We start from the raw sequence: 23506 nt of genomic DNA, 5'->3' as shown, positions 1-23506 counted from the left end.
GCAGTGCAAGGGGTTTTAAGTCCCTTGTGGCTTGAACATCTCGGTTGGCGTCAGTCCGAAGTTTCGCCGGAAGGCTGCGATGAAGGCCGAAGGTGAGGCGTAGCCGGCATCCAGCGCCACGCGTGTGACGCGTTCGCCGCGCTCCAGTCCGTTCAGGGCCAAGAGCAGACGCAGGCGCTGGCGCCAGTCGCCGAAACTCATACCGCTCTGCTGCACGAAAAGCCGGGCCAGACTGCGCTCGGAGAGGCCTACCAGTTCCCCCCAGGCTGCCATGGTCCGGGTGTCGTCGGGCCGGTTCTGCAGTTCGCTGCAGATCCGGCGCAGGCGCGAATCGGTTGGCATCGGAAGGTTGAAGGCCACCTCGGGCAGGCGCTTGAGCTGATCGATGAGGACCTGGATCAGTCGTTCGGCTTCGCCGGACGGTTCGTAATCTTCCGGCAGCGTCGTCACGGCCAGCATCAGCTCCCGCACCAGGGGCGTGATGCGTACGACCCGGCAGTGTGGCCCGGCCCATTCCATCAGGCTGTGATCCACATACAGATTGCGCATTTCGGTGAGCGGAGCGTTGGTGGCTTGATGCTCGATGTCTGGCGGAATCCAGATCATCCGTTCCGGTGGGGCCATGAAACTGCCATCTTGAGTTTCGATGGCCAGTACGCCACTCATGGCCCAGGTCAGCTGCCACCAGCGATGGCTGTGCCACGGGGTCAGCGAGCCGGGAAGGCGATCGCCTATGCGGGCAACGACAGGCCGTGGGAGTGTCTGGTAGCTGGGCAGGCGCAAAATGATGTTGTGGCTGTTTTGCGACATATTCTGGCTTTTTGTGGTTAGACGGAATTTTCACCCTCACCTATATTCTTTCGCAAGCCCTGCGTAGAGGCAGGTGGCATCCATTCCACAGGGAGACGTGATTTGAGCGCGCAGTCAGCAGGGCAGACAACCTCGTTCCGTGTGCTGGGCGCGATCAGCGCCTCGCATTTCCTCAATGACATGATGCAGTCGCTGATCCTGGCGTTGTATCCCTTGCTCAAGGGCGGTTTCAATCTGAGTTTCGGGCAGATCGGCCTGATCACCTTCACTTTCCAGGCTACGGCTTCCTTGTTGCAGCCACTGGTCGGGCTGTATACCGATCGCCATCCCAAGCCTTACTCGCTGATGTTCGGCATGTGCAGCACGCTGGTGGGGCTGCTCTTGCTGGCCACGGCCACGACTTATCCGGCCTTGCTGATCGCAGCCGCGATGGTCGGCACCGGTTCCTCGATCTTCCATCCTGAGTCTTCGCGGGTGGCGCGCATGGCCTCGGGCGGCCGTTTGGGAATGGCGCAGTCCGTGTTCCAGGTCGGCGGCAATGCCGGCACGGCGTTGGGCCCCTTGCTGGCGGCGCTGATCGTGATTCCGAACGGGCAGGGCAGTGTGGCCTGGTTTGCGCTGGCTGCCTTGCTGGCGATCACGTTGTTGTGGAAGGTGGGGCAGTGGTATGCGCATCAGCAGGCGCAAGGGGCGCTTAAAGCCAGGATTCGCCAGGGGGCGGCCGAAACCGGCCTGTCGCGTGGCAGGGTGGTGGGCTCCGTTGCCGTGCTGCTGAGCCTGATTTTTTCGAAGTATTTTTATCTCGCCAGTCTGTCGAGCTACTTCACTTTCTATCTGATGGAGAAGTTCGGGCTCGGCGCGCAATCGGCCCAGTTGCACCTCTTTGTTTTCCTGTTTGCGGTGGCTGCGGGGACCGTGATCGGTGGGCCACTGGGCGATCGCATCGGTCGCAAGCGGGTGATCTGGTTCTCGATCCTCGGCGTGGCGCCGTTCACCCTGATCCTGCCGCATGTGGGGCTCACTGCCACCACGGTTCTGAGCTTCATCATCGGCCTGATCCTGGCTTCGGCTTTCTCGGCGATCATCGTTTATGCGCAGGAGTTGTTGCCGGGCCGGGTGGGGCTGGTGGCGGGCCTGTTCTTTGGTTTTTCCTTTGGCATGGGAGCGATCGGTGCTGCGTTGCTGGGCATGCTGGCGGATCTGCGCGGCATCGAGTTCGTCTATCAGGTCTGCGCCTTTCTGCCCTTGCTGGGACTGCTGACAGTCTTCCTGCCTGACCTGCGGAAAAAAGCGGCCTGAACAGTGTGCATTGCAACATGCCTGCGGCACACTGCAGGCTGTTGCACACCCGGATTGCGCACATGTTTGCCAAGGTCAGCCCGAGCTCGTTCTCCCTCAATCTTGCCTTGCAAGGCGGTGGTGCGCACGGGGCCTTTACCTGGGGTGTGCTGGATGCCTTGCTGGAAGACGGCCGCTTCGGCTTCGAGGGCATCAGCGGCACCAGCGCCGGAGCCATGAATGCGGTGGCTTTGGCGCATGGCTGGCTGCTCGGTGGTGCGGAGGGCGCGCGTGAGGCGCTGAGCAATTTCTGGGAGGGAGTGGCCTTGAGCGGGCCCCGTGAGGTGGTGCCGCCGATCATCGACCCGACCACCCCCATGCCCGGCATGAACTGGATGCTGCAGCTTACGCGCTGGTTCTCGCCCTACCAGCTCAATCCGCTGGATCTGAATCCCTTGCGGGATCTGGTTGAAGCTCAATTCGATTTCGAGCGTCTGCGTCATGCCTCGCCGTTCAAGCTCTTCATCGCGGCCACTCACGCCAACAGCGGGCATCTGAAACTCTTCCGGAATGCCGATCTCAGTGCCGACGCGCTGCTGGCCTCGGCCTGCCTGCCGACCCTGCATCACGCCATCATCATCGAGGGCGAGCCCTACTGGGACGGAGCCTATGCAGCGAACCCGGCGGTTTTTCCTCTGTTCCGTTTCTGCGATTCACGCGACATTCTGATCGTGATGCTAGCGCCGCTCCATCACGAGCGCACCCCGCGTGGTGCCGATGAGATTCAGGAGCGCGCTGCGCAACTGGCTTTCACCAATGCCTTCATGCGTGAAATGCGTTTGCTGGCGGCCATGCGCGAGATGGCGAGCGAGAGTGGCTGGCTTTCCGGCTCGTTGGAAGCACGTCTGCGCAGCACGCGTTTCCATCTGATCGAAGCCGAAGCGGTGCTCGGCGGGCTCACCGCAGCGAGCAAGAGCGTTGCCAATCAAGCCTTCCTGCACCGCCTGCGTGATGCCGGCCGCAGCCATGCCCGGCGCTGGCTGGCAGAGCACGCCGAGGCCGTGGGGCATCGAGCCAGCCTGGATCTGCAGGCGACTTTTCTTCCCGCGTAAGAAGCACCGGAAAGAGCCTTGAGCTTCCTTGCAGCCCTTGGACGTGGCGGCGCATGGGTCAGCAATGCCTGAATAAGCCCGCTTTCTCGCCCCTGTTCGGCCCGGCAAGGCTTGCCGTTGCGGCAAATAATGCCTCTATTGCGCAGAGGCAGTGGACATGGCGGAAGGCAGCGACCTCGAAAAGACCGAACCAGCGTCAGGCCGGCGCATTGAGCAGGCTCGTGCCGATGGGCAGGTGCCGCAGTCGCGTGAGCTGGCCAGCTTCCTGACCATGATTTCGGCTGTGCTGACCTTGCTGGTAGTTTCCCGCTGGATGGTGGCGCATGCCTCGGCATTGATGCGAGGCGGGCTCAGCTTTGGTCGTGAGCAGAGTTTCAACAGCGAATACATGTACGAGCAGCTCTTGCGCCTGAGCATCGATGCGCTTACGGCACTGCTGCCCTTTTTTGTGGTGATGCTGGTGGCCGCTGTGGCCGCGCCGGTGATGATGGGGGGGCTGATTTTCTCCTTCAAGGCCTTCCAGCTGGACCTGAACCGGCTGGATCCCATGAACGGGCTGAGCCGTATGGTGTCGATGCACGGCGTAGCTGAGCTGGTGAAAGGGCTGCTCAAGTCCGGTCTGATCGGCAGCATCGGCGGCTGGGTGCTGTGGTCGCAGCGGGGCGAGATCGTGGCTTTGATGAGCATGCCGCTGGAGTCCGGCATGAGCATGTTCGGCGACATGCTGCTGATGTCCCTGTTGTGGGTCGTAGCGAGCTTGGCACTGGTGGCGGCGCTGGATGTGCCCTTCCAACTCTGGCGTTACTACGACGGGCTCAAGATGACCAAGGAAGAGCTCAAGCAGGAATACAAGGAAATGGAAGGCGATCCGCAGCTCAAGGCGCGGATCCGCGCCCGCCAGCGCGACATGGCGCGTCGCCGCATGATGGCAGCGGTGCCCAAGGCCGACGTGGTGGTGACCAACCCGACCCACTATGCCGTGGCGCTGAAATACGAAGCCGGGGCGATGGGCGCCCCCACCGTGGTGGCCAAGGGGGCGGATCTGGTGGCGCAGGCGATCCGCGAACTGGCCCAGGAGCACAAGGTGCCGCTGCTCGAAGCACCGCCCTTGGCGCGTGCCCTGTTTCGTCATTCCGAGGTCGGCGATCAGGTGCCGGCCGCGCTGTACACCGCCGTGGCCGAGGTGATGGCCTATGTGTATCAGCTCAATCATTTTCTCGCTCAGGGCGGCTTGCCGCCTGAGCGACCGCACGATCTTGATGTTCCGCCAGAGCTGGATCCGGGGGCAACCACCGCGCCCGAGGCTGCTGGTGCGAATCGATATTGAAGAGGGTTTGAGTCATGGCGAGTAACGCAAACACGGTCAATCTGAAGACGCTCTTTGCGCCGAGCAACATCCGCCAGCTGGCGGCGCCGATCCTGCTGCTGGCGATGCTCGCAATGATGGTGTTGCCGCTGCCGGCGTTTGCGCTGGACGTGTTCTTCACCTTCAACATCGCGATCTCGATGATGGTGCTGCTGGTGGCGATGTACACCAAGAAGCCGCTGGATTTCTCGGTCTTCCCCACCGTGCTGCTGATCACCACCTTGCTGCGCCTGTCGCTGAACGTGGCTTCCACCCGGGTGGTGCTGCTGCACGGCCATACCGGCCCGGACGCGGCAGGCAAGGTGATCGAGGCCTTTGGTCACTTTCTGGTAGGCGGCAACACGGCGGTGGGCGTGGTGGTATTCGTGATCCTCACCGTGATCAACTTCGTGGTAATCACCAAGGGCGCCGGGCGGATCGCCGAAGTGGGGGCACGCTTTACCCTGGATGCGATGCCCGGCAAGCAGATGGCCATCGATGCCGACCTGAATGCTGGCCTGATTGACGACAAGGAAGCCAAGAGGCGGCGTATCGAGGTGGCCCAGGAAGCGGATTTCTATGGCGCCATGGATGGTGCTTCGAAGTTTGTGCGCGGCGACGCGGTGGCCGGCATCCTGATTCTGTTCATCAACGTGATTGGCGGGCTGATCGTCGGCGTGCTGCAGCACCATATGGAGCTTGATCGCGCGACCAACCAGTATGTGATGCTGGCCATCGGTGACGGCCTGGTGGCCCAGCTGCCGTCCCTGATCATCTCGGTGGCCGCTGGCATGGTGGTTTCCCGCGTGGGCGACGAAGGCGATGTGGGCGGGCTGCTCATCAACCAGCTCTTCGGCAATGTGAATGTGAGCATCCTGGCCGCAGCGATCCTCGGCGTGCTGGGCATGATCCCGGGCATGCCGAACTTCATCTTCCTGACCCTGGCGGCGGGCCTCGCGGCAGTGGCCTGGAATACCGGCAAGAAGCAGGCGGCCGAGGCAGAGGCCGAAGCGCAGCCCCTGCCGGCGCAGACGCCGGGGCAAGCGCCAGAATCGCTGGATGCGACCTGGAACGATGTGACGCCGGTGGATGTGCTGGGCCTCGAGGTGGGCTATCGCCTGATCCCGATGGTGGACAAGAGTCAGGATGGCGAGCTGCTCAAGCGCATTCGTGGCCTGCGTAAGAAGTTTGCGCAGGACATCGGTTTTCTCTCTTCGCCGGTGCATATCCGCGACAACCTGGAACTCAAGCCGAACGCTTACCGGATCACCCTCAAGGGGGTGGAGATCGGCAAGGGGGAGGCCTATCCCGGGCAGTTTCTCGCCATCAATCCGGGGCGTGTTGGCGGCACCTTGCCCGGCACCGCCACGACCGATCCGGCCTTTGGCCTGCCTGCGGTATGGGTGGACAATGCCCGCCGCGAGCAGGCGCATGCCCTAGGCTACACCGTGGTGGACGCCAGCACCGTGGTGGCTACCCATCTCAATCACCTGCTCATGAGTCATGCGGCGGACCTGCTCGGGCGCCAGGAAACCCAGGCCTTGCTGGATCACATTCAGCGCGAGTCGCCCAAGCTGGTCGAGGATCTGGTGCCCAAGGTATTGCCGCTGCATGTGCTGCAGCGCGTGCTGCAATACCTGCTGGAAGAAGGCATCAATATCCGCGACATGCGTACCATCGTCGAATCGCTGGCCGAGCATGCTCCGCGCAGTCAGGATCCGGTGGAGCTCGCCTCCCGGGTGCGTATTTCGCTGGGCCGGGCCATCGTGCAGCAGCTCTTCCCGGGCAGCAACGAAGTGTCGGTCATCGCGCTGGAACCGGGGCTGGAGCGTCTGCTGCATCAGGCCCTGGCCTCAGGCGGCGAAGGTGGCGCAATCGAACCCGGCCTGGCCGATACCCTCATGCGCGAAACCGCGGCGGCGGCGCAACGTCAGGAAGAAGTCGGCCTGCCGGCGGTGCTGCTGGTGCCCAACAGCCTGCGCTGGCTGCTGGCGCGTTTCCTGCGGCGTGCCGTGCCTTCGCTCAAGGTCATTGCCCACTCCGAGGTGCCGGAGAGCCGCAGCATCCGCGTGGCGAGCATGGTGGGTAGCTAAGCACTCCGCCGCCCCGCGCAGGAGGCGGCCTTGCCTGATCAGGTGCGGGCTTCGTGGCTCATGATCTGGCACACCCAGGCCCGCTGCTTGTTCTGCTTGCGGGTGATCAGCATCTGCTCGCGGATGCGATCGCGTACCTGGGTCAGGGGCACCTTGCCGGCCGGCTGGATGTTTTCGCAGCGCAGCAGGTGAAAGCCCATGGGGGATTCCAGCGCTTCCGACAGGCTGCCGGCACGCATTGTGAAGGCGGCCGCATCCAGCGCCGGGAACAGCTGGCCTCGCGGCACCTGGCCGAGCAGGCCACCCTGCATCGCCGTGGGGCATTCGGAATGACGTAGGGCCTGTTCACCGAAACGATCCGGATGGCGCAGCAGTAGTTCGCGGATGACTTCGATGCGCTGACGGCTCGTTGCGCGGCCCGCTTCGCTGTCGTCATGGGTCAGCAGGATGTGGCGCAGGGTACGGCGCTCCGGGGTTTCAAAGCGGGCGTGGTGCAGGTGGTAGAAGAGTTCCACTTCCATGTTGCTGACCGGAGCAACTTTTGCCGAAACCATTTCCAGTACGGCTTCGACGCGTAATTCGCGCTCTACTTCGGCGCGTAGCGATTGTTCGCTGAGTCCGAAACGGGCCAGATCGCACACGAACTCGGCCTCATTGCTGAAGTTTGCGGCAATCTCGGCAATGCTGTGGGTGACAGCTTCCGGACTGATCACGACGTGCGTGGCCTGGCGGCTGCCGAGGATGCGCGTTTCGATCGCGCGCTGGCGATTGACGACGGCCTCAAGCTTGTGGTGTTGCTCGGCGTCGAGGCGCTCGGGCGTGGTCTTGAAGAGGGCCTGAGCCTGCTTGAGCGCCAGATAACCCGAGGCGGCAGAGCTGGCGGGCGTGGCGGAAGCCGGTGTGGCGGTGACTACGGGGGAGGGGGAGGCGATTTCAGACATTGCAGCAGGCTTCCGGCAACGGGGTTGAAACAGGGGCAAGCGCAGCTTCGCGCACGATCAGCGGGTGGCCCGCCCAGCACTCGAAATGCACGTGGTAAGCCGGGCCTTCCGGCAGATCGCGGAGTACCTTGAGGATTTCGCCGCGCGCACCGGCTGGCACGCGCACTTCGCCGCCAATGGCCAGATCGCGTGCGCTGAGCACGCGTTCGCGCGATTCGAAACGGGTGTCGATCCAGGCTTCGTCCAGACCGAGCAGCTCTTCTTCGCGGCAACCGACGATGCGGTTCTGCTCGAGAAAGTGCAGTGAGTAGATCACCTGATCCATCAGGAAGCTGCCGATGTCGACCACTGTGCCGATGCTGCCGCGGCGCACCAGCAGCTCGCCACGGGTGGCGCCGGGAAAGGTGCCGTCGTCGCGCACATTGCGCGTCACGCGCAGGCTTTCACCAAGCTCCCAGCGCGGTCTCATGGCTGCCTCCGGCCAATGGCGGTGATCGGCACGGTCTGGATGCCGCGGGCACGTTTGAAAACGCTGAAGACACCTTCGGTGAGCGCATCGGAATGAACGAAATCCTGATAGGCGCGGGCCAGCAGATGTTTCCAGGTTTCGTACTCCGGCGCCTTGCCCGCCCCGTTCAGATAGTTGTGGAAGCGCTGCAGGATGTGCAGGTGATTGATCCGCACAACCTTGGGATCAAATGCTATGCCGAAGTAGGTGAGGAAGTCCTCGGCCGATTCGAGCTCGGCCAGATCGTCCGTAAAGTCAGGGTGCTCGGTGCTCATGATGACCTCTCTCTTTCAGCAGCATTCCTGATGCAGGCCCTTGAAGAGCAGCATCAGTTCGGATTCGTCCGGGGTACGTTTTTCGAGGGCGACGAAACGTCGCACCATCTCCAGCAGCAGGTGTGCCTCCAGATCGCCGAGTTGGCGCCCGAGGGCGGCGAAGACCGATTTCACGGCACGGGTGCCGGAGTGTTTGCCCAGCACCACGCGATGCTCCCGCCCGACGATGGCCGGATCGAAACCCTGGTAGTTGTGAGGGTCCTTGAGCAGGCCATCAACATGGATGCCTGCTTCATGCGTGAACACGTTCGACCCGGTCAGGCTTTTCTGGGCCGGAATCGGTCGCCCCGAAGCCTTGGCTACGCACTGGGCGAGTACCGGAAAATTGCACAGTTCAACGCCGGTTTCGAGCTTGTAGCACTGGCGCAAACCGAGCACGACTTCCTCCAGCGCTGCGTTGCCGGCCCGCTCTCCAAGCCCGCCGACCGTGGTGTTCAGATGGCTGGCACCGGCGCGTGCTGCCGCCAGGGTGTTGGCCGTGGCCATGCCCAGATCGTTATGAGCATGCATCTCGATTTCGAGCCGGGTCGTCTTGCGCAAGGCCTTGATGGCGCGCTCCACGCCGAAGGGCTCCATGATGCCCAGGGTGTCGGCAAAGCGCAGGCGACGCGCGCCCGCCCGGGCCGCTACCTCGGCAATCTGGGCGAGAAAGGCGGGGTCGGCCCGTGAAGCGTCCTCCATGCCGATACTCACTTCCAGGCCAAGGTCGCGGGCGAAATGCACCAGGCGATGGATCTCGGAGAGCAACCAGCTGCGCGGGCGCCCCAGTTTGCTGGCCAGTTGCTGGTCGGAAGAAGGCGCTGAGATGTCGATCAGCTGCGCGCCGAGACCGGCGCAGGCGGAGATGTCACGTTCATTCAGGCGGGCCCACACCATCAGCCGGGCTTGCAGGCCCAGCTCGGCAATGGCGCGAATGCAGTCGCGCTCGGCTTCGCCCATGGCCGGGATGCCAACCTCCATCTCCGGCACGCCCAGCGCGTCGAGCTGGCGGGCGATATCCAGCTTCTCGGCGGCGCTGAAGGCTACGCCGGCGGTTTGCTCACCGTCGCGCAGTGTGGTGTCGTTGATGATGATCCTGCGGCCCATGCCCAGCCCCTTTGGTTGCCTTGGCTGTATTCAGCAAGCACGGTGCCAGAACTTATCCGCATGATTTTAAATGGAAAAATTAATGAGCGAGAGCGTTTGTGTGGGGGCTTGGTGACAAAACCCTGCAGGATTTGCGACAGCAGCGTCAGCTGCGCACGATCTTCAGGATCTGTACCAGCGCGGCTGGCTGCTGGGTGAGATCGGCCAAGGTGTATTCATCCAGCGTGGTGTAGAGCGCGTCAAACGCGCGGCGCAGGGCACCGGCCAGCTTGCAGTTGGGGGTGATGCGGCAGGTGTCGTTGGCGCTGAAACACTCCACGATCGGGCCATCCCCTTCCGCGTCGCGTACCACCCGGCCAATGCGGATCTCGCTAGCCGGCAGGGCCAGCCGGATGCCGCCGCCCTTGCCGCGTAGGGCTTCGATCACGCCGGTTTTGGCCAGGTGCTGCACCACCTTCATCAGGTGGCTTTCCGATATGCCATAGGCCTCAGCGATGCCCTGGATGGTGGCGAGGCGATCCTGATTCAGCGCGAGGTACATCAGCACGCGCAGGGTGTAATCGGTGAAGGTGGTGAGTTTCATGGCGGGCGACGATCTTTTCCTGCTGCGAACGATACAGGCTTACGCCCTCGCTGGCTGCGTCAAAACAGGCCGAGGCTGGCCGAATGGGTGATGGCCACGCACACGATGTAGGCCACGCAGAGCAGCGCGCCGCCGAAAGCCAGCGCTGCGCGCCGGGGCGGCTGGCCGGCCTTGAGGGCCAGGCGGCCAACGAGGATGTAGGCGACCAGCGCCAGCACCTTGGCGGTGATCCAGCCATGCACGAAGGGAATCTGCTGCAGCAAGGTGGCGAGCCAGATCGCCGCGCTCAGCAGCAGCGTGTCGACCACATGCGGAGCGATACGCAGCAGGCGCCAGCGCCGCCAGTCGATGCCCGCCAACTGCAGGCCGCCGCGCAGGCTGAAGAGGCTGATGCTGAGGCCGGCACACCACATGTGCAGGGCCTTGATCGTGAGGTAGTCCATGCCGGGATTGTGCAAGAAAAAGCCCGCGCCGGAAGGCGCGGGCGGGTGATGACGCGGCTTAGCGTTCGGCGGTACGGACCTGCCCAACTGCTTCGGGCTGGCGCCGCTTGCCGAGCAGGCGCAGGGCGAACACGCCGAGGCACAGCACGCCAACGGCGAACACGATGTCGCCCGGCACGCGCAGCCACACCAGGGTGTGCATCACGCTGGATTGCACGATCTCCGGCGAGCGGGCATACCATAGGCCTTCGCTGACACTGGCCCAGGCCTGGTAGATGCCGGCCGGCACCAGCGAGATGAAAACCATCATCGCCAGACCGATGTTGAGCATCCAGAACATGCGCTTGAGCCACACATCCTGCCAGTTCTCGCGCGGCATCAAACCGCGCAGGCAGAACAGCATCAGGCCGATGCCGAGCATGCCGTACACCCCGAACAGCGCGGCGTGGCCGTGTGCCGGTGTCATGTTGAGGCCTTGCATGTAGTACAGCGAGATCGGCGGGTTGATCGAGAAGCCCAGCAGGCCCGCACCCACCGAGTTCCAGAAGCCGACGGCCACGAAACACAGGATGATCCAGCGGTAGCTCGCCACCCACGGCGCGGCCTGGCTGCGCTGGTAGTTGCGATAGCCTTCGAAGCCGATCAGGGCCAGCGGCACCACTTCCAGCGCCGAGAAGATCGCGCCGATGGCGATCACCGAGGTCGGCGTGCCGGTGAAGTAGAGGTGGTGCAGGGTGCCGAGGATGCCGCCGAAGAGGAACACGATGGTTTCCATCACGATCGCGGCGTTGGCCGAGGCCGAGCGGATCAGGCCCAGTCGCGTGAAGATCAGGGCAATCACGGCGGTGGCGAACACCTCGAAGAAGCCTTCCACCCACAGGTGCACCAGCCACCAGCGCCAGTACTCGATCATCGAGTAGTGGCTGTGCTGGCCCCACATCAACGAGCTGGCGTAGAAGCCGCCGATGCAGGTGGCGGACAGGAACACCATGGCGATCAGGCCACGCGATTCGGAGGGCTTCTTGAGTGCCGGCCACAGGCCGCGTGCCATCAGGCCCAGCCAGATCATCAGGCCGGCGAACAGGCCGTACTGCCAGATGCGGCCCATGCTGGTGTATTCCAGCCCCTGGTTACCGAGCCAGAAGGCGAAATCGGTGCCCAGACGTTGCTGGGTGCCGACCCAACCGCAGGCGATTGAGCCGACCACGATCAGCAGCAGCGCATAGAACAGCACGTTCACCCCGAGCGCCTGGAACTTCGGTTCATGGCCGGAGAGCGCCGGCGAAATGTACAGACCGGTGGCCAGCCAGGCGGTGGCGATCCACAGCACGCCGAGCTGGGTGTGGATGGTGCGGCTCACCGTGAAAGGCAGGATCTCGGCCAGCGGAATGCCGAAGAAGCTCTGGCCTTCCACCGCATAGTGGGCCGAGACCACGCCCATCACCACCTGCAGCAGGATCAGGCCGATCACCACATAAAAGTACTTGGTGGTGGCGCGCATCGAAGCGGTGGGTTTGAGTTCGAACAGCGGATCGTGCGCCGGCGGAGTCGGATCGTCTTCCTCCTTGGCCGCCGAATGCCAGGCGATCATGAAGGCGATGCCGGCGATCAGCAGGATCACGCTGACGATGGACCAGATGCCGTTGCCGGTGGTCGGCATATTGTCGATCAAGGGCTCGTGCGGCCAGTTGCTGGTGTAGGAAAGATCCGTCTCGCCCGGGCGGTCGGTGGCCGAAGACCACGCCGACCAGAAGAAGAAGGCCGGCAGGGCCTTGAGGTCGTCCGGATTCCTGAGCGTGTCCTTGACCATCGCGTACTGCTCGCGCAGCAGGTCGAGCGAAGCTTCCGAGCCGAACAGGCCGGTGTAATGCTTGACCAGCTCGCGCACCACGCCGGCGCGCTCCACGCTGAGCGTGACCGCGCCGCTGGCGGCATCCCAGGTATTGCTGCGCAGCTCGCGCTTCACGCGGGCGCCGATCAGCGCCTGCTGATCGCTTGCCAGGCTCGCGTAGCTTTGCTGGAAGGCTTTCTGTGCGAGTGCTTCACGCAGGCCGATGGCCTCGCGGTGCAGCCAGTCGGCCGACCAGTCCGGCGCCACATAGCTGCCATGGCCCCAAACCGAGCCGAGCTGCTGGCCACCGGCCGACAGCCAGGCCTCCTGGCCGTGCATGACCTGGCCTTCCTCGAAGACCACGCTGCCGTCGCTGGCGACGACGCGGGTCGGAATGGGCGGAGCCGAGAGGTAGATCTCATGGCCGATCCAGCCCAGCACGGCAAACGACAGCAAGAAGATTGCTGCCAGCCATTGCCACAGCTTGCGTGACGATTTCATGTCCGGATTCTCCTGAAGGTGAGGATGGGTGTTTATAAGAGTCATTTTATGTGAATCTTTTAGAAGATGCAACAAAAGTGAATCTTATTGATCCGAATCGGTCGCGCAGCCTGCGCACGGCATTTGCTTATGCGGAAGATGTCTGAGCATGCTCAAAAACTGCATGCAGAATCCGGTCAACGCATCAGGCCTTAGTGCCGTTACTCCTCACATGTGCCAGTTACTCGGTATGAATTCGCTGAAGCCTGCCCGCCTGAGTTTTTCGCTCGAGGGCTTCCTGCGTCGTGGGGGCGAAACGGACGAGCACGCAGATGGCTGGGGCATCGCCCTGTATGAGGATCGCCGCTGCCAGTTGCTGATTGATGAACTGCCGTCTGCCCGCTCACCGCTGGCCGAGTGGATCCAGCTCTATTCCGGCCGCTCGCGTAACGTCATCGCGCATATCCGCAAGGCGACTCAGGGCAGCATCAGTGCCACAAACTGCCACCCCTTCCTGCGCCACTTGTGGGGGCAGGAATGGTCCTTCGCCCACAACGGCAATCTGGATGTCAGCAAGTTGCCGGCGCCGGTCTGCTTCACGCCCTGCGGCCAGACTGACAGCGAACACGCCTTCTGCCTGTTGCTGGATGGCCTGTTCAGCCGTTTCGGCCGCCAGGCGCCGGGGCTGGCGCAACTGAGCCAGACCCTGGCCGAACTGGCGCGCCTGATCGCTGCGGCCGGCAGCTTCAATTTCGTGCTGTCCAACGGCGAATGGCTGTTCACCCACCGCAGTACCGAGTTGCACTATCTGCAGCGGGCCTATCCCTTTGGCCGGGCACATCTGCTCGATTGCCCGCTGGGTATCGATTTTTCCCGCCACAACGAGCAGGACGACCGCATGATTATCGTCGCCACCCGACCGCTCACGGACGAGCACTGGCAACCCCTGCCGGTCGGTGAGCTGGCCGTATTTGCTGAGGGGCGACGCGTGGCTTGCTGAGCCGCGCTCACGCAATTCTGCCGATTTCCGTCGCCTGACTGCCGCTAGCGGGCAGTTTCCAGCCCTTTGCCGACGCGCGACAGCGCAAAGCAGAAGGCCCAGTAGATGAAGGCGATGAAGAGATAGCCTTCGAGATAGAAACTGCGCCAGTCGGCATCACCGCCGAGTGCCAGCGAGAGCGCGCCGGTGAGTTCGTGCAGGCTCACGATGGAGATCAGCGAGCTGTCCTTGAAAATCCCCACAAAGCTATTGACCAGTGCCGGCAAGGCCTTGCGCAAGGCCTGCGGCAGTACGATCCACAGTAGGGCCTGCCAGGTGCGCATGCCCAGTGCGCGGGCGGCTAGTAATTGCCCTGCGGGAATGGCCTGCAGGCCACCGCGGATCACCTCGGCCAGATAGGCTGCTGCGAAGGCTGCGATACTCACGATCACCCGCGGCAGGATGTCCAGCCGCCAAGCTGTCGGCAGCAGCAGGGGAAACAGGAAGGCCGCCATGAACAGCAGGCTGATCAGCGGTACGCCGCGGATCAGCTCGATATAAGCCACACACAGGCTGCGCAGCAGCGGCAGGGATGAGCGCCGCCCCAATGCGAGCAGTACGGCCAGCGGGAAGGCCAGCAGGGTGCCGCCCAGCGAGACCAGCAGGGTCAGCGGCAAGCCCCCCCACAGCTTGGTCGGCACCGGGCTCAGCCCGCCGATATCGCCCCGCATCAGGGCGACAGCCAAAAGCAGGGCCAGGCCTGCCAGCGCGGCGAAGCGCAATTGCCACCGCTGGCGCCAGCAGGCAGCGCAGAGCACGGCGATGATCAGCAGGGTGGCCAGCAAGGGTCGCCATTGTTCTTCGAAGGGGTAGCGGCCAAACAGCAGCAGGCGATGCTTTTCAACAATGACTCCCCAGCAGGCACCGATACCACGCGCCGCGCGGCAGGCTTCCAGGTCGGCACTCCAGATTGCATGCACAAGTCCCCAACTGAAGAGCGGCCAGAGCAGGGCTGCTGCCAGCAGGATCCAGAGAATCGTGAGTTTGCGCGGCAGGCGGATCATCGTGTGCCTCGCAGGGCAACGCGGGCGTTATACAGATTGACCAGTGCTGCGGTGATGAGCGAGAGCGTCAGATACACCGCCATCACGATAACGATGCACTCGAAGGCGCGGCCGGTCTGGTTCAGTGAAGTGTTGGCGACCGACACCAGTTCCGGATAGCCCACCGCCACCGCCAGCGAAGAGTTCTTGATCAGGTTCAGATACTGGTTGCCCAAGGGCGGCACGATCGCGCGCAAGGCCAGCGGGAACACCACTTCGCGCAGCACCTGCAGCGGTCGCATGCCCAGCGCGCGTGCTGCATCGATCTGGCCCCGGGCGACGGACTGGATCCCGCCGCGTACGATTTCGGCGATGAACACCGCGCTGTAAAGGCTCAGTGCGATCAATACGGCCAGGAACTCGGGGCTCAGTGACCAGCCGCCGCTGATGCCGAAGCCTTCCGTGAGCGGCAGATCCAGTGTGCAGGCTGCGCTGCAATCCAGTGCTGGCAGGAACAGGCCGCTCTTGCTGATCAGCACGCTGGGCAAAGGCGCCAAGGCATTGCTGGCTTCCGGTAGCAAACCGGTCAGGGCGAAGTAGCAGATCAGCAATTGCAGCAGCAGCGGGATGTTGCGCAGGGTTTCGACCAGTGCGCCGCACAGCCGCCGTAGCAGCGGATGCTCTGCGAGCCGGCCTAGCCCGATCAGGACGCCAAGCAAGGTTGCCAGGAAGATCGCGGGCAGGGCTACGCGCAGAGTGTTCAGGCTGCCGGTGAGAAAGGCGCGCCACATCGGCTGGCTGGCGTCGTACGCCAGCAGCCCTTCGCCGATTTCGAAGCCGGCCGGATCGAGCAGGAAATCGAAGCCGGCACGGATGCCGCGCTCCCGCATGTGCTCCAGCACGTTGTGCCCCAACCAGCCCAGCAGCAGGGCAAGTAGGCACAGCAGCAGGATCTGGGGCAGCCAGCGCAGAAGGGGGCGAAGCATGATCTCTCTTCAAATGAGACGGGCCGCTGAGCGGCCCGTCGATGTGGCAAATCCGGAAGACTCAGCGAACCGGCGGTGCGTAGAGGATACCGCCCTTGTTCCACAGGTTGTTGAGACCGCGAGGCAGCTTCAGCACCGATTCGGGCCCCACGTTGCGGGCGAAGATCTCACCGTAATTGCCGACGGCCTTGATCGAGCGGTAAGCCCAGTCACGATCGAGTCCGAGCAGCTTGCCGGAGTCTTCTGTCGAACCGAGTAGGCGGCCAATGGCCGGATCCTTGTTCTCGGCACGAATCCGGTCGACGTTGGCGCGGGTGATGCCGTATTCCTCGGCTTCGATCAGGGCGAAGGCCACCCAGCGCACGATGGCAAACCATTCGTCATCCCCGCGGCGCACCGCCGGACCGAGCGGCTCCTTGGAGATCACCTCAGGCAGGATCACATACTCATCCGGATTCTTGGCTTCCTTGTTGCGCACGCCGGCCAGCCCTGAAATGTCGGTGGTGTAAGCTTGGCAGCGTCCCGAGAAGAAGGCTTTGAAGGATGCTTCGAAGCCTTCGAAAACCACCGGCTTGATCTTGATGCCCTGGCTGCGGAAGTAATCCGCCAGGTTCTTTTCGTTGGTGGTGCCGGACTGCACGCAGACCTCGGCATTCTTCAACTGTTTGGCACTCGTGACCTTCAGCTTCTTCGGCACCAGGAAGCCCTGGCCGTCGTAGTAGGTCACGCCAGTGAAACTGAGCCCCAGCGAAGCATCACGATTGAGGGTCCAGGTCGTGTTGCGCGCCAGCACGTCTACCTCGCCGGACTGGATGGCGGAGAAGCGTTGCTGCGAGTTCAGCGGCACGAAGCTCACCTTGTTCGCGTCGCCCAGAACCGCCGCCGCGATGCCGCGGCACAGGTCCACATCGAAACCGCTCCAGTTGCCCTGGCTGTCCGGCAGCGAGAAACCGGCGACACCGGTGCTGACCCCGCACTGGATATTGCCGCGGGCCTTGATGACATCCAGCGTTTTGCCGGCGTGGGCGGGTGTCGCCAGCAGCGAAGCAAGCAGGAGAGGAAGGGTGAGGCTCAGGCGACGCAGGGAGATGCCGTGCATGGTGGGGCTCCTGAAAGGCAAAACAGGAGACTACCAACTGCAGGGGCAATCCAGAAGTGGAATTTTCTTCTATCAAAATTCCATCCGGGTGCTTCAGGGCAAGCGCTTGCGCGAACCCTGTTCTGCCTGCTTCAGGCTTACTTGCGGCCGAACTTGCTGGCCAGCAGGGCGAGTTTTTCCTGGCGCTCGGTTTCGGCGCGTGCTTCCTTTTCAGCCTTTTCCTTGGCGGCTTTTTCAGCCTTGTGTTCTTCGGCGCGCTTCTTGAAGCGCTCGATCAGTTCCTTGCTGGCCAGTCCGCGCTGTTCTTCGCTCACTTCGCCGGCCGGGCTGCCGTCCAGATTGAAGCGTTGGGTCGCACTCTGCAGATTCTTCAGGTAGCGCACCGAGCGGGTGTGCATGCCCAGTGCGCCGCGCAGCAGCTTGGCAGGGATGTCTGCCCGGGCAGCCAGCAATTGCTTGTCGATGCCGATCGCCATGGGCTGATGCTCTCCGATCAGCTTGTATTGCTGCTGCAGTTGCTTCAGCAAGGCCGAAGCAGATGCTGCGGGGGCTGCGGGAGTGCTGGGGGAAGAGGCGTCAGTCATTTCAGTCATCGTGTGAAAGTGTGCAGGTGCGCAGTTTAACCAGTCAGAAGCAGGCTTGCCTGCATGCTTTGCACGGTTCTGGCTGTTTGGCGTGGTGGGTCCCCGCTTTTTCTTGGGACAGGATGTGGCTTGAAGAGCCGGTTTTTTCTATCGCAGAGGGCTGATTGAAGGCCTGTGGCACATAGGTTTTTCCCTTATACCCCTGCTTTTCACAGGGGCAAGACGCTATTGACGTGACATACTAAATGCTCAAGTCAGGTGGGTTGCCCGGACAGAGAGAGGCTCTTACATGGCAGCGGCCGCCGCAGTGAATGCGGATGAGCGACTGTTGCTGGAGGAGTGCGGCGCGCACTGCGCCCGGGGTGCCGGGGAATCCAGGTGTGAATTTACCTGGAGGCTTTCATGGATCAAGACAATCGCCGCGCAGCAGGCATGCAGATGAACCGGCGCCAGTTTTTCAGGATTTCGGCGGCCGGGCTGAGTAGTTCCGGTCTGGTGTTGATGGGGGCCTATTCCGGCGAAGCACATGCCGAGGTGCGGCAATACAAGTTGGCTCGCACCCGTGAAACGCGCAACACCTGTACCTACTGCTCGGTGGGCTGCGGCCTGCTGATGTACAGCCTTGGCGACGGCGCGAAGAACGCCAAGGCCGAAATCATCCACATCGAAGGTGACCCCGATCACCCGGTCAGTCGGGGCGCGTTGTGCCCCAAGGGCGCCGGCCTGCTGGACTTCATCCATGCCCCCGGCCGCCTCAAGTATCCCGAGGTGCGCGAAGCGGGCAGCAAGGAATGGAAACGCATTTCCTGGCATGAGGCCATCGAGCGCGTGGCCAAGCACATGAAGGCGGACCGCGACGCCAACCTGATCGAGAAGAACGCAGACGGCGTGCCGGTCAATCGCTGGCTGTCCACCGCCATGCTGACGGCTTCGGCCTCATCGAACGAGACCGGCATCATCACGCAGAAGTTCATGCGCTCGCTGGGCATCATCGCCACCGATGCGCAGGCGCGCGTCTGTCACGGCCCGACCGTGTCGGCACTGGCTTCGACATTCGGTCGTGGCGCAATGACCAACAGCTGGGTCGACATCAAGAATGCCGACTTCGTGCTGGTGATGGGCGGCAACGCGGCCGAGGCGCACCCGGTGGGCTTCCGCTGGGCGATTGAAGCCAAGAAGCAGCGCGGCGCCAAGCTGATCGTGGTGGATCCGCGCTTCAACCGCACCGCTGCCGTGGCCGACCATTACGTGCCGATCCGTGCCGGCTCCGATATTGCCTTCCTTGGCGGCATCATCAACTGGCTGATCAAGCACGACAAGATCCAGTGGGACTACGTCAAGGCCTACACCAATGCCAGCGCCATCGTGCAGGAAGGCTATGCCTTCGATGAGGGCCTGTTCTCGGGCTACAACGAGGAGAAGGGCAGCTACGACAAGAAAACTTGGAACTACGAGCTGGACGAGAAGGGCATCGCCAAGGTCGATCCCACGCTGCAGCACCCGCGCTGTGTGTGGAACCTGATGAAGCAGCATTACGAGCGCTACACGCCGGAGGTGGTGAACAATCTCACCGGTAGCCCGGTAGAGGGCTTCGAGCAGGTGTGCAAGCATCTGGGCGACACCTGCACGCCGGACAAAGTCGGCACCATTCTCTACGCGCTGGGCTGGACGCAGCACACCACCGGCGCGCAGAACATCCGCACCATGGCGATGATCCAGCTTCTGCTGGGCAACATCGGCATGCCCGGCGGCGGCGTGAATGCCCTGCGCGGCCACTCCAACATTCAGGGCCTGTCGGATCTGGGCCTGCTGTCGACCTCGCTGCCCGGCTATCTCACGCTGCCCAACGAGAAGCTGCACCCGACGCTGGATGCTTATCTCACCCAGACTACGCCCAAACTGCTGCGCGACGGGCAGCTCAACTACTGGAGCAACACGCCCAAGTTCTTTGTCAGCCTGATGAAATGGTTCTGGGGCGACAAGGCCACCAAGGACAACAACTGGGGCTACGACTGGTTGCCGAAGTGGGACAAGATGTACGACGTGCTGCACATCACCGAGCTGATGTACCAGGGCAAGATCAACGGCTTCGTCGTGCAGGGCTTCAACCCGCTGGCTTCGTTCCCGGATGCGCACAAGGTGCGCGATGCCTTCGCGAAGCTCAAGTACATGGTCATCATCGACCCGATCGCCACCGAGACCTCCAGCTTCTGGCAGAACCACGGCGAGTCGAACGATGTGGATAGCGCCTCGATCCAGACCGAGGTGTTCCGCCTGCCCTCCACCTGCTTTGCGGAAGAAGACGGCGCCATCGTCAATTCCGGCCGCTGGTTGCAGTGGCACTTCAAGGGCGCCGAGCCTCCCGGCGAAGCGCGCGGGGATCAGGAAATCATCGGCGAGCTTTTCGTTGCGCTGCGCGAGTTGTATCGCAAGGAAGGCGGCAAGGGCGCCGAGCCGATCCTGAACCTCTCCTGGCCTTACCGCGACCCGAAGAATCCGACGCCGGAAGAACTCGCCAAGGAGCTCAACGGCCGCGCGCTGGCCGACATCCCTGATCCGGCCGACAAGAGCAAGGTGCTGGTGAAGAAGGGAGAGCAGCTGCCCGGCTTCGCCACCCTGCAGGACGATGGCAGCACGTTGTGCGCCTGCTGGATCTTCTCCGGCTGCTGGACGCAGGCCGGCAACCAGATGGCGCGGCGTGACAACACCGATGTGGGCCTGGGCAACACGCCGGGCTGGGCGTGGTCCTGGCCGGCCAACCGGCGCATCCTCTACAACCGCGCCTCCTGCGACCCGGCCGGCAAGCCCTGGGACGCCACGCGCAAGCTCATCGCCTGGAACGGCGAGCGCTGGGCCGGGGCCGATGTGCCGGACTTCAAGGTGGATTCGCCCCCCGAGGCCGGCATGAACCCATTCATCATGAACCCGGAAGGCTTTGGTCGCCTGTTCTGCACCGACAAGCTCGTGGACGGTCCCTTCCCCGAGCACTACGAACCGATGGAGACGCCGCTCGGCACCAACCCGTTGCATCCCAAGGTGGTCAACAGCCCTGCGGTGCGCATCTTCAAGGGCGACCGCGAGCGCCTCGGCAAGCACACCGAGTTCCCCTTCGTGGGCACCACCTACCGCCTCACCGAGCACTTCCAGTTCTGGACCAAATCGGTGCGCCTCAGCGCCATCGCCCAGCCCGAACAGTTCGTGGAAATCAGCGAGGCGCTGGCGAAGGAGAAGGGCGTGAAGGCAGGTGACTGGGTCAAGGTCAGTTCCAAGCGCGGCTTCATCAAGGCGCGCGCGGTGGTCACCAAGCGCATCAAGCCGCTGACAGTGAACAAGCAGACGGTGCACCAGATCGGCATCCCGCTGCACTGGGGCTGGGAGACGCTGGCCAGGAAGGGCTATCTGACCAACATCCTGTCGCCGGCCGTGGGGGACTGCAACACGCAGACCCCGGAATACAAGGCCTTCCTTGTCAATCTGGAAAAGGCTTGAGGAGGCTGAATCATGGCACTGCAATCCCTAGACATCCTGCGCCGTTCCGCCACCACCACGCCCTCGACCCAGGTGCGCGCACCGATCGAAGTTGCCAAGCTGATCGATGTATCAACCTGTATCGGCTGCAAGGCCTGCCAGGTGGCCTGCTCGGAATGGAATGACATTCGCGAGGAGGTGGGCGAATGCGTCGGCGTGTATGACAACCCGACCGATCTTTCGGCCAAGGCGTGGACCGTCATGCGCTTTGCCGAAGTAGAAGAGCATGGCCGCCTCGAATGGCTGATCCGCAAGGATGGCTGCATGCACTGCGCGGACCCCGGCTGCCTGAAGGCCTGTCCATCCCCCGGTGCGATCATCCAGTACAAGAACGGCATCGTCGATTTTCATGAAGAGAACTGCATCGGCTGCGGTTACTGCGTGACCGGCTGCCCCTTCAACGTGCCGCGTATTTCCAAGGACGACGGCAAGGCCTACAAGTGTTCGCTGTGTTCCGACCGCGTCGCGGTGGGGCAGGAGCCGGCCTGTGTGAAAACCTGCCCGACCGGCGCGATCCAGTTCGGCAGCAAGGAGGACATGAAGGACTACGCGGCGACCCGGGTGGAGGATCTCAAGCGCCGCGGCTTCGAGAACGCCGGGCTCTACGACCCGCAAGGCGTGGGCGGCACGCATGTGATGTATGTGCTGCATCACGCCGACAAACCCGAGCTTTACAGCGGTTTGCCGAGCAATCCGTCGATCAGTCCGCTGGTCTCGCTGTGGAAGGGCATGGCCAAGCCGCTCGCCACGCTGGCTCTGGCCGGAGTGGCGCTGGGCAGCCTGTTCCATTACGTGATGAAGGGGCCGAACGAAGTCTCGAAGGAAGTCGAAGACGAGATCGAGGACGAGGACAAGCGTGAGCGTGCAGACAAGGAGGCAACGAAATGATCCGTGATCCGAAAGACCTCAAGCGTTACAACGCCTCTGAGCGCGCCAATCACTGGGTGGTGGGCATGAGCTTCATTCTGCTCGCGCTCTCGGGCCTGGCCTTCTTCCATCCGGCCTTCTTCCCGCTGACCCAGCTCTTCGGCGGGCCGGTGTGGACACGCATCCTGCATCCCTGGGTGGGCGTGTTGATGGCACTGGCTTTCCTGATTATCTTCGTGCGCTTCTTCAGGCTCAACCTGATGACCCGCATGGATGTCGAGTGGCTCAAGAAGGCCAAGAACATGGTCGACGGCAATGACCATGACATGCCCGAGCAGGGCAAGTACAACGGCGGGCAGAAGGCGCTGTTCTGGACGCTCGGCGTCGGCATGCTGCTGATGACGGTGTCCGGCCTGCTGATGTGGCGCAGCATGTTCCATGTCGATACGCAGATCGTGCGTGTTGCGGTGGTGGTGCATGCCGCCACGGCAGCCGTGATGATCGGCCTGATCTTCGTGCATGTGTATGCCGCCATCTGGGTGAAGGGCACGATCCGCGCCATGTGGTACGGCACCGTCACCCGTGCCTGGGCCAAGCAGCACCACCGCGGCTGGTATCGCCAAATGACCGGCAAGTGAGCCAGGCATGAGCTGCACAGTTCCTGTTCTTTCCTTGCCGGGCGGTGCGCCTGCTGACGAAGCTGATCACGCGCCGAGCGCGCTGGTTGAGGTGCTGCGCATACAGGCGGAAAGCCGCGCCGAGCAAGAGGACGAAGTCATCGAGGAGGTGCCGGTTGCTCTGAGCTACAACGGCATTTCGCATGCCGTGATGCTTGCGACGCCGACGGACCTCGAGGATTTCGCGCTGGGCTTCAGCATCAGCGAAGGCATCGTGGCAAATCTGGAGGAGATTCACGATCTCGAGGTCCAGCCTGGCTGCGCGGGCATTGTCATCGAGATGCAGATTGCCCAGCCGCGCTTTCTGGCCTTGAAAGAGCGGCGCCGTTCGCTGGCCGGCCGTACCGGTTGTGGTCTATGCGGCGTGGAGAGCCTGGCCCATGCCATTCGCCCACTGCCCGAGGGGCGCCTCGCTAGCGCTGCGTCCGTATCGGTCAGCGCGATCGATGAGGCCGTGCGGCAGCTTGCGCACTGGCAGCCCTTGCGCCAGCAGACGGGTGCCTCCCACGCGGCGGCCTGGGTGGATGGCGAGGGGCGGATCCGGATGGTCCGCGAAGATGCCGGGCGCCACAATGCGCTCGACAAGCTCGCTGGAGCCATGTTCCGCAGTCGGCATGAGGCATGCGCTGGCTTCGTACTGGTCAGTAGCCGTGCCTCTTATGAAATGGTGCAGAAAGTGGTCGCGCTGGGAGCGGGAGCACTGGTTGCGGTGTCCGCGCCAACAGCCCTGGCGATTCGCACGGCAGAGGCTGCAGGCATCCTGCTCGTCGGTTTTGCGCGCCCTGGCCAGATGGTGGCTTATTGCCATGCAGAGCGGCTCACCGGTGAAATGCCTCTTGCCGGTCAGGCCCGGCGCGGCATGATGTGAGTGTGAGCCTCTCGCCCAACGATCAAGAAA

At 63.1% G+C, this 23506-nt stretch carries 21 protein-coding genes; 9 read left to right on the top strand and 12 right to left on the bottom strand.

Annotated elements, in window-relative coordinates:
• Positions 1 to 15: 15 nt before the first annotated feature.
• A complete protein-coding gene (locus tag HJ583_RS08790; protein WP_170021581.1) occupies positions 16 to 810 on the bottom strand; it encodes an AraC family transcriptional regulator in 795 nt (264 codons plus the stop codon).
• A gap of 102 nt (positions 811 to 912) precedes the next feature.
• Here HJ583_RS08790 and HJ583_RS08785 point away from each other — a divergent pair, with 102 nt between their 5' ends.
• From HJ583_RS08785 to flhA, 4 genes are all read left to right on the top strand, one after another.
• Positions 913 to 2109, top strand: a complete 1197-nt coding sequence (locus HJ583_RS08785; protein ID WP_303559967.1) for an MFS transporter — start codon at positions 913 to 915, stop codon at positions 2107 to 2109.
• Between the two features lie 62 nt (positions 2110 to 2171).
• A complete protein-coding gene (locus HJ583_RS08780; RefSeq protein ID WP_170021580.1) occupies positions 2172 to 3200 on the top strand; it encodes a patatin-like phospholipase family protein in 1029 nt (342 codons plus the stop codon).
• Positions 3201 to 3357: 157 nt separating this feature from the next.
• Entirely contained in the window at positions 3358 to 4527 is a 1170-nt protein-coding gene (flhB, locus tag HJ583_RS08775) for a flagellar biosynthesis protein FlhB (protein WP_170021579.1), read from the top strand.
• Positions 4528 to 4541: 14 nt separating this feature from the next.
• Positions 4542 to 6638: a flagellar biosynthesis protein FlhA gene (flhA, locus tag HJ583_RS08770; RefSeq protein ID WP_170021578.1), complete on the top strand. Its 2097-nt coding sequence runs from the start codon at positions 4542 to 4544 to the stop codon at positions 6636 to 6638.
• A gap of 38 nt (positions 6639 to 6676) precedes the next feature.
• On the opposite strand, the gene nifM is transcribed toward flhA, so the two are convergent.
• The 7 genes from nifM to HJ583_RS08735 form a co-directional block, all read right to left on the bottom strand.
• Entirely contained in the window at positions 6677 to 7579 is a 903-nt protein-coding gene (nifM, locus tag HJ583_RS08765) for a nitrogen fixation protein NifM (protein ID WP_170021577.1), read from the bottom strand.
• Positions 7572 to 8048 (bottom strand): nitrogen fixation protein NifZ, encoded by a 477-nt coding sequence (locus HJ583_RS08760; protein ID WP_101942714.1) that lies wholly within the window; start codon positions 8046 to 8048, stop codon positions 7572 to 7574. The genes nifM and HJ583_RS08760 overlap by 8 nt, the downstream gene beginning before the upstream one ends.
• A complete protein-coding gene (nifW, locus tag HJ583_RS08755; protein WP_170021576.1) occupies positions 8045 to 8362 on the bottom strand; it encodes a nitrogenase-stabilizing/protective protein NifW in 318 nt (105 codons plus the stop codon). The genes HJ583_RS08760 and nifW overlap by 4 nt, the downstream gene beginning before the upstream one ends.
• 15 nt (positions 8363 to 8377) lie before the next feature.
• The gene (gene nifV / locus HJ583_RS08750) at positions 8378 to 9508 is read right to left on the bottom strand and encodes a homocitrate synthase (protein ID WP_170021575.1); all 1131 of its coding nucleotides are present in this window, start codon (positions 9506 to 9508) and stop codon (positions 8378 to 8380) included.
• A 145-nt stretch (positions 9509 to 9653) separates the two neighbouring features.
• A complete protein-coding gene (locus HJ583_RS08745) occupies positions 9654 to 10091 on the bottom strand; it encodes an RrF2 family transcriptional regulator (protein ID WP_170021574.1) in 438 nt (145 codons plus the stop codon).
• Between the two features lie 59 nt (positions 10092 to 10150).
• On the bottom strand, positions 10151 to 10534 hold the full coding sequence (locus HJ583_RS08740) for a SirB2 family protein (RefSeq protein ID WP_170021573.1): 384 nt from the start codon (positions 10532 to 10534) through the stop codon (positions 10151 to 10153).
• 58 nt (positions 10535 to 10592) lie between these two features.
• Positions 10593 to 12866, bottom strand: a complete 2274-nt coding sequence (locus HJ583_RS08735; RefSeq protein ID WP_170021572.1) for a nitric-oxide reductase large subunit — start codon at positions 12864 to 12866, stop codon at positions 10593 to 10595.
• A 163-nt stretch (positions 12867 to 13029) separates the two neighbouring features.
• Here HJ583_RS08735 and HJ583_RS08730 point away from each other — a divergent pair, with 163 nt between their 5' ends.
• A complete protein-coding gene (locus tag HJ583_RS08730; protein WP_328824875.1) occupies positions 13030 to 13845 on the top strand; it encodes a class II glutamine amidotransferase in 816 nt (271 codons plus the stop codon).
• Between the two features lie 44 nt (positions 13846 to 13889).
• Here HJ583_RS08730 and HJ583_RS08725 read toward each other — a convergent pair whose 3' ends face one another.
• The 4 genes from HJ583_RS08725 to HJ583_RS08710 all read right to left on the bottom strand — a co-directional run bounded on the left by HJ583_RS08725 (position 13890) and on the right by HJ583_RS08710 (position 17536).
• Positions 13890 to 14888 (bottom strand): amino acid ABC transporter permease, encoded by a 999-nt coding sequence (locus HJ583_RS08725; protein WP_170021571.1) that lies wholly within the window; start codon positions 14886 to 14888, stop codon positions 13890 to 13892.
• Positions 14885 to 15853 (bottom strand): amino acid ABC transporter permease, encoded by a 969-nt coding sequence (locus HJ583_RS08720; RefSeq protein WP_235943791.1) that lies wholly within the window; start codon positions 15851 to 15853, stop codon positions 14885 to 14887. The genes HJ583_RS08725 and HJ583_RS08720 overlap by 4 nt, the downstream gene beginning before the upstream one ends.
• 61 nt (positions 15854 to 15914) lie before the next feature.
• On the bottom strand, positions 15915 to 16952 hold the full coding sequence (locus HJ583_RS08715) for an amino acid ABC transporter substrate-binding protein (protein ID WP_170021570.1): 1038 nt from the start codon (positions 16950 to 16952) through the stop codon (positions 15915 to 15917).
• Between the two features lie 137 nt (positions 16953 to 17089).
• Positions 17090 to 17536, bottom strand: coding sequence for a ProQ/FINO family protein (locus tag HJ583_RS08710; protein ID WP_101942808.1), 447 nt, complete (start codon positions 17534 to 17536; stop codon positions 17090 to 17092).
• Positions 17537 to 17968: 432 nt separating this feature from the next.
• Between HJ583_RS08710 and fdnG the strand changes: the two genes are divergently transcribed.
• Genes fdnG through fdhD form a run of 4 tightly spaced genes read left to right on the top strand, consistent with a single transcriptional unit; the run spans position 17969 to position 23476 of the window.
• Complete coding sequence (fdnG, locus tag HJ583_RS08705; protein WP_170021995.1) at positions 17969 to 21025, top strand: formate dehydrogenase-N subunit alpha; 3057 nt, start codon at positions 17969 to 17971, stop codon at positions 21023 to 21025.
• A 12-nt stretch (positions 21026 to 21037) separates the two neighbouring features.
• Positions 21038 to 21952 (top strand): formate dehydrogenase subunit beta, encoded by a 915-nt coding sequence (gene fdxH, locus HJ583_RS08700; protein ID WP_170021569.1) that lies wholly within the window; start codon positions 21038 to 21040, stop codon positions 21950 to 21952.
• Positions 21949 to 22569, top strand: coding sequence for a formate dehydrogenase subunit gamma (locus HJ583_RS08695; RefSeq protein WP_170021568.1), 621 nt, complete (start codon positions 21949 to 21951; stop codon positions 22567 to 22569). The genes fdxH and HJ583_RS08695 overlap by 4 nt, the downstream gene beginning before the upstream one ends.
• 7 nt (positions 22570 to 22576) lie before the next feature.
• Positions 22577 to 23476 carry a formate dehydrogenase accessory sulfurtransferase FdhD gene (fdhD, locus tag HJ583_RS08690; protein WP_170021567.1) on the top strand — a complete coding sequence of 300 codons (900 nt, stop codon included), beginning with the start codon at positions 22577 to 22579 and terminating at the stop codon, positions 23474 to 23476.
• The last annotated feature ends 30 nt before the right edge of the window (positions 23477 to 23506 follow it).

The sequence above is a fragment of the Uliginosibacterium aquaticum genome (assembly GCF_012972705.2).
GTDB lineage: Bacteria > Pseudomonadota > Gammaproteobacteria > Burkholderiales > Rhodocyclaceae > Uliginosibacterium > Uliginosibacterium aquaticum.
The sequence above is the reverse complement of the archived record's forward strand: the minus strand, read 5'-3'. Positions and strand labels throughout refer to the sequence as shown.